The organism is Microbacterium sp. PF5, assembly GCF_004794315.1.
In the GTDB taxonomy this organism is placed as follows: domain Bacteria; phylum Actinomycetota; class Actinomycetes; order Actinomycetales; family Microbacteriaceae; genus Microbacterium; species Microbacterium sufflavum.
In genome coordinates this window covers 1-2,781 of sequence record NZ_SSDQ01000094.1, presented here as the reverse complement: position 1 = coordinate 2,781, position 2,781 = coordinate 1, and the positions used below count along the sequence as shown (strand labels likewise).

Genomic DNA, 2,781 nt, shown 5'->3' with positions numbered 1-2,781 from the left:
CGGTTCGCGATGGTCGAGGGGCGATTCTCGGGCATGGAAGAGCGGATGGATGCGCGGTTCGCGGCGTCGGATGCGCGGTTCGCGATGGTGGAGGAGCGATTCTCCGGCATGGACGCGCGCTTCGGGGCCCTGGAGGGACGGCTGACGGGGATCGAGCACGAGGTGACCGAGGTCAGGATCGCGGTCGCCCGGCTGGAAGGGCCACCGCGACGGCTGATCTCCGTGCGCTGACCGCGGCGAGCGGCGTCAGAACAGCCGGGGGATGCCCGACTCGATGCCCTTCATGTCGTCGTAGTCGAGCACCAGGCAGCGGATGCCGCGGTCTTCGGCGAGCACGCGGGCTTGCGGCTTGATCTCCTGCGCGGCGAAGACGCCCTGCACGGGGGAGAGGTGGGGGTCGCGGCCCAGCAGCTCCAGGTAGCGCGTCAGCTGCTCCACGCCGTCGATGTCGCCCCGGCGCTTGACCTCCACGGCGATCGCAGCGCCCTCCGCGTCACGCACCAGCAGGTCGACCGGACCGATGGCGGTCGGATACTCCCGGCGCACCAGGGTCGCGCCCTCGGCGATGAGCTCGACCTGCTCGGCCAGCAGGCGCTGCAGGTCGGCCTCGACGCCGTCCTTCTGCAGCCCGGGGTCGATGCCCAGTTCGTGCTGCGAGTCGTGGATGATCTCGTAGATCTGCACGCGCAGCGCATCGCCCGTCTTCTTGTGCGTGACGCGCCACACCTCGACGACGCCGGCGGTCGCCTCCTCCTCGCCCGGGACCTCCGTGGCGAGGGAGCAGGGCGGGCTCATCCAGTTGAGGGGCTTGTAGCTTCCCCCATCGGAGTGCACGAGCAGGCTCCCGTCGCCCTTGTGCACGAGCAGGCGCGTGGCGAGCGGGAGATGGGCGTTGAGCCGGCCGGAGTAGTCCACCGAGCAGCGGGCGATGACGAGACGCACCCGACGAGCCTACTTCGTCGCCGACGCTGCGCCGACCGGCTCAGAGGATCGCGCCGAGCGCGTCGAACAGCCCGAGCTCGGTGGCGGCCGACCGCGCGATCAGGAACCCGATGATGCCGATGATCCATGCCGTGTTCTCGGCGCCCGTGCGCTCCATCCACGCCGCGAAGCGCTCCAGCGGGCGCTGCACGAGCGGCGCCGCCACGAGCCGCAGCACCAAGAGGACGAGGGCGGGCGCGATCATGAGCGCGCAATAGCCGACCAGCGCGAGCACGCGGAACGGGGTGTCGACAGCCGCGTCGGCGAGCATCGTCATGGCCACGAGGTAGGGGAGCATCGTGGCGACCTCGACGAGCCCCGCGGCGAGCGCGACCGCCATCACTGCGAACCCTCGCGTGCGCGGGTCGAGCAGGCGTTCGCGCCACCGCAGGAGGCGTCCAGGGCGCGCGGGTGCGTGCCCCGAGGTCGCGGACTCGGGGCGTTCGAGAGCGGAACCCGTGGCGGCGACGGGCGAATCGGACGACGCGCTGGTCCATCTCGGTTCGGGCTCCGGGTCGGAGGCGGCCGCTCGAAACAGCGGGGCCGGGTCGGGCGTCGCCGCGGAGGCGCGACCGGAGGCGGACGGCCTCCCGGTCCACGGCGACACCCGCGGAGGCTGCCGCTCCCCATCGCCGACCGCTGCGGGCTTCGAGGTGGGCATCGCGAACGCGGTGATCAGCAGCGCGACGCCCACCAGCAGCCGCGTGATCATCCCCGCCGGGGACGCGAGGAAGTCGGAGGCGACGTCCGCCAGGTTCACCAGTCCCCACAGGAACAGCAGCCCGACCGCCAGGTAGAACCCCGCGATCGTCACCAGATACAGCACGATGCGACCCGCTCGCACGCGCCCCGGGTGCAGCAGCAGGAAGACGGGGATCAGCAGGGTGCCCACGCTGAGCCCGTCGATGAGCGCCAGCACCGCGAGCGACAGGGGGAGGGGGAGTCCGCCGAAGAGTTCCATGCCTCCACCGTCGCGGCCGGCGCGGCCGGGCGGATCGGGCGAAAGTACCGTCTGCCGCACGACCCTCATCCCTTCGTCGGATGCGACCCCGCGGTCACCGTGGTTGCATGAGGTCATGCACGAACCGGGCGAGGGCGGTCTCGGCGCCTGGTATCGGCGCCACCGCTGGTGGGCGGATCCGCTCGGGGCGCTGGTGCTCTCCGTGGTCATGGCCGCCTTCGGCTTCCACGGGCTCTGGGGTCCGTTCTCGCTGCTGTCGGACGACGTGTCGCCGTGGTGGGCGCTGGTACTCGCGGTTCCGGCGTGCGTGCTCTCGCTCGGCAAGGCACGACGGCCGTGGACGGTGCTGGTGCTGGTGGCGGTGCTGTTCCTCGCCGATCTGCTCACCGTGGGGGGCGTCGGCACCCTGGTCGTGCTGCTGGACGTGCTGTGGATGGCGGCGTTCCGCGCCGGACCGCGCGGCCGCCGCGTGCTCCTGATCTCTCTGGGCGCGGCGACCGCGGCGCTGTTCTTCGCCGCACTGCTGTTCGCCGACGTCGACGTGCCGGTGGCCGTGCTGTTCGGAGTGCAGTTCGGGGCCATCTTCGGAACCGACTACTGGTGGGCGGTCGCGGTCTCGCAGGCGCACGAGCTGGCGGAGCTGCACCGTCAACGCGCCGAGGACGCCGCCGCCGCCGCGGAACGCGACCGCACCGAGGCCGTGCAGCGGGAGCGGGAGGCCATGGCGCGCGAGCTGCACGACGTGGTGGCCGGGCACGTGCTGGCGATGGCAATCCGGGCCGAGGCGGCGCTCGCGACGCGTCCGGACCGCTCCGACGACCGGGCGGCGCTGCGGGCCG

At 72.3% G+C, this 2,781-nt stretch carries 3 protein-coding genes and 1 pseudogene; 2 read left to right on the top strand and 2 right to left on the bottom strand.

From position 1 onward, the window contains the following. Positions 1-231, top strand: a pseudogene (locus tag DW297_RS07490) (response regulator); the annotation flags it as partial. 15 nt (positions 232-246) lie between these two features. Here the strand turns inward: DW297_RS07490 and nucS are convergent. Both nucS and DW297_RS07480 read right to left on the bottom strand, forming a co-directional pair. Further along, entirely contained in the window at positions 247-942 is a 696-nt protein-coding gene (gene nucS, locus DW297_RS07485) for an endonuclease NucS (protein ID WP_136030957.1), read from the bottom strand. 40 nt (positions 943-982) lie between these two features. Beyond that, on the bottom strand, positions 983-1,942 hold the full coding sequence (locus DW297_RS07480; protein ID WP_136030955.1) for a GAP family protein: 960 nt from the start codon (positions 1,940-1,942) through the stop codon (positions 983-985). A gap of 115 nt (positions 1,943-2,057) precedes the next feature. Here DW297_RS07480 and DW297_RS07475 point away from each other — a divergent pair. Further along, a partial coding sequence (locus DW297_RS07475) for a histidine kinase (protein WP_136030953.1) occupies positions 2,058-2,781 on the top strand: 724 nt, incomplete at its 3' end.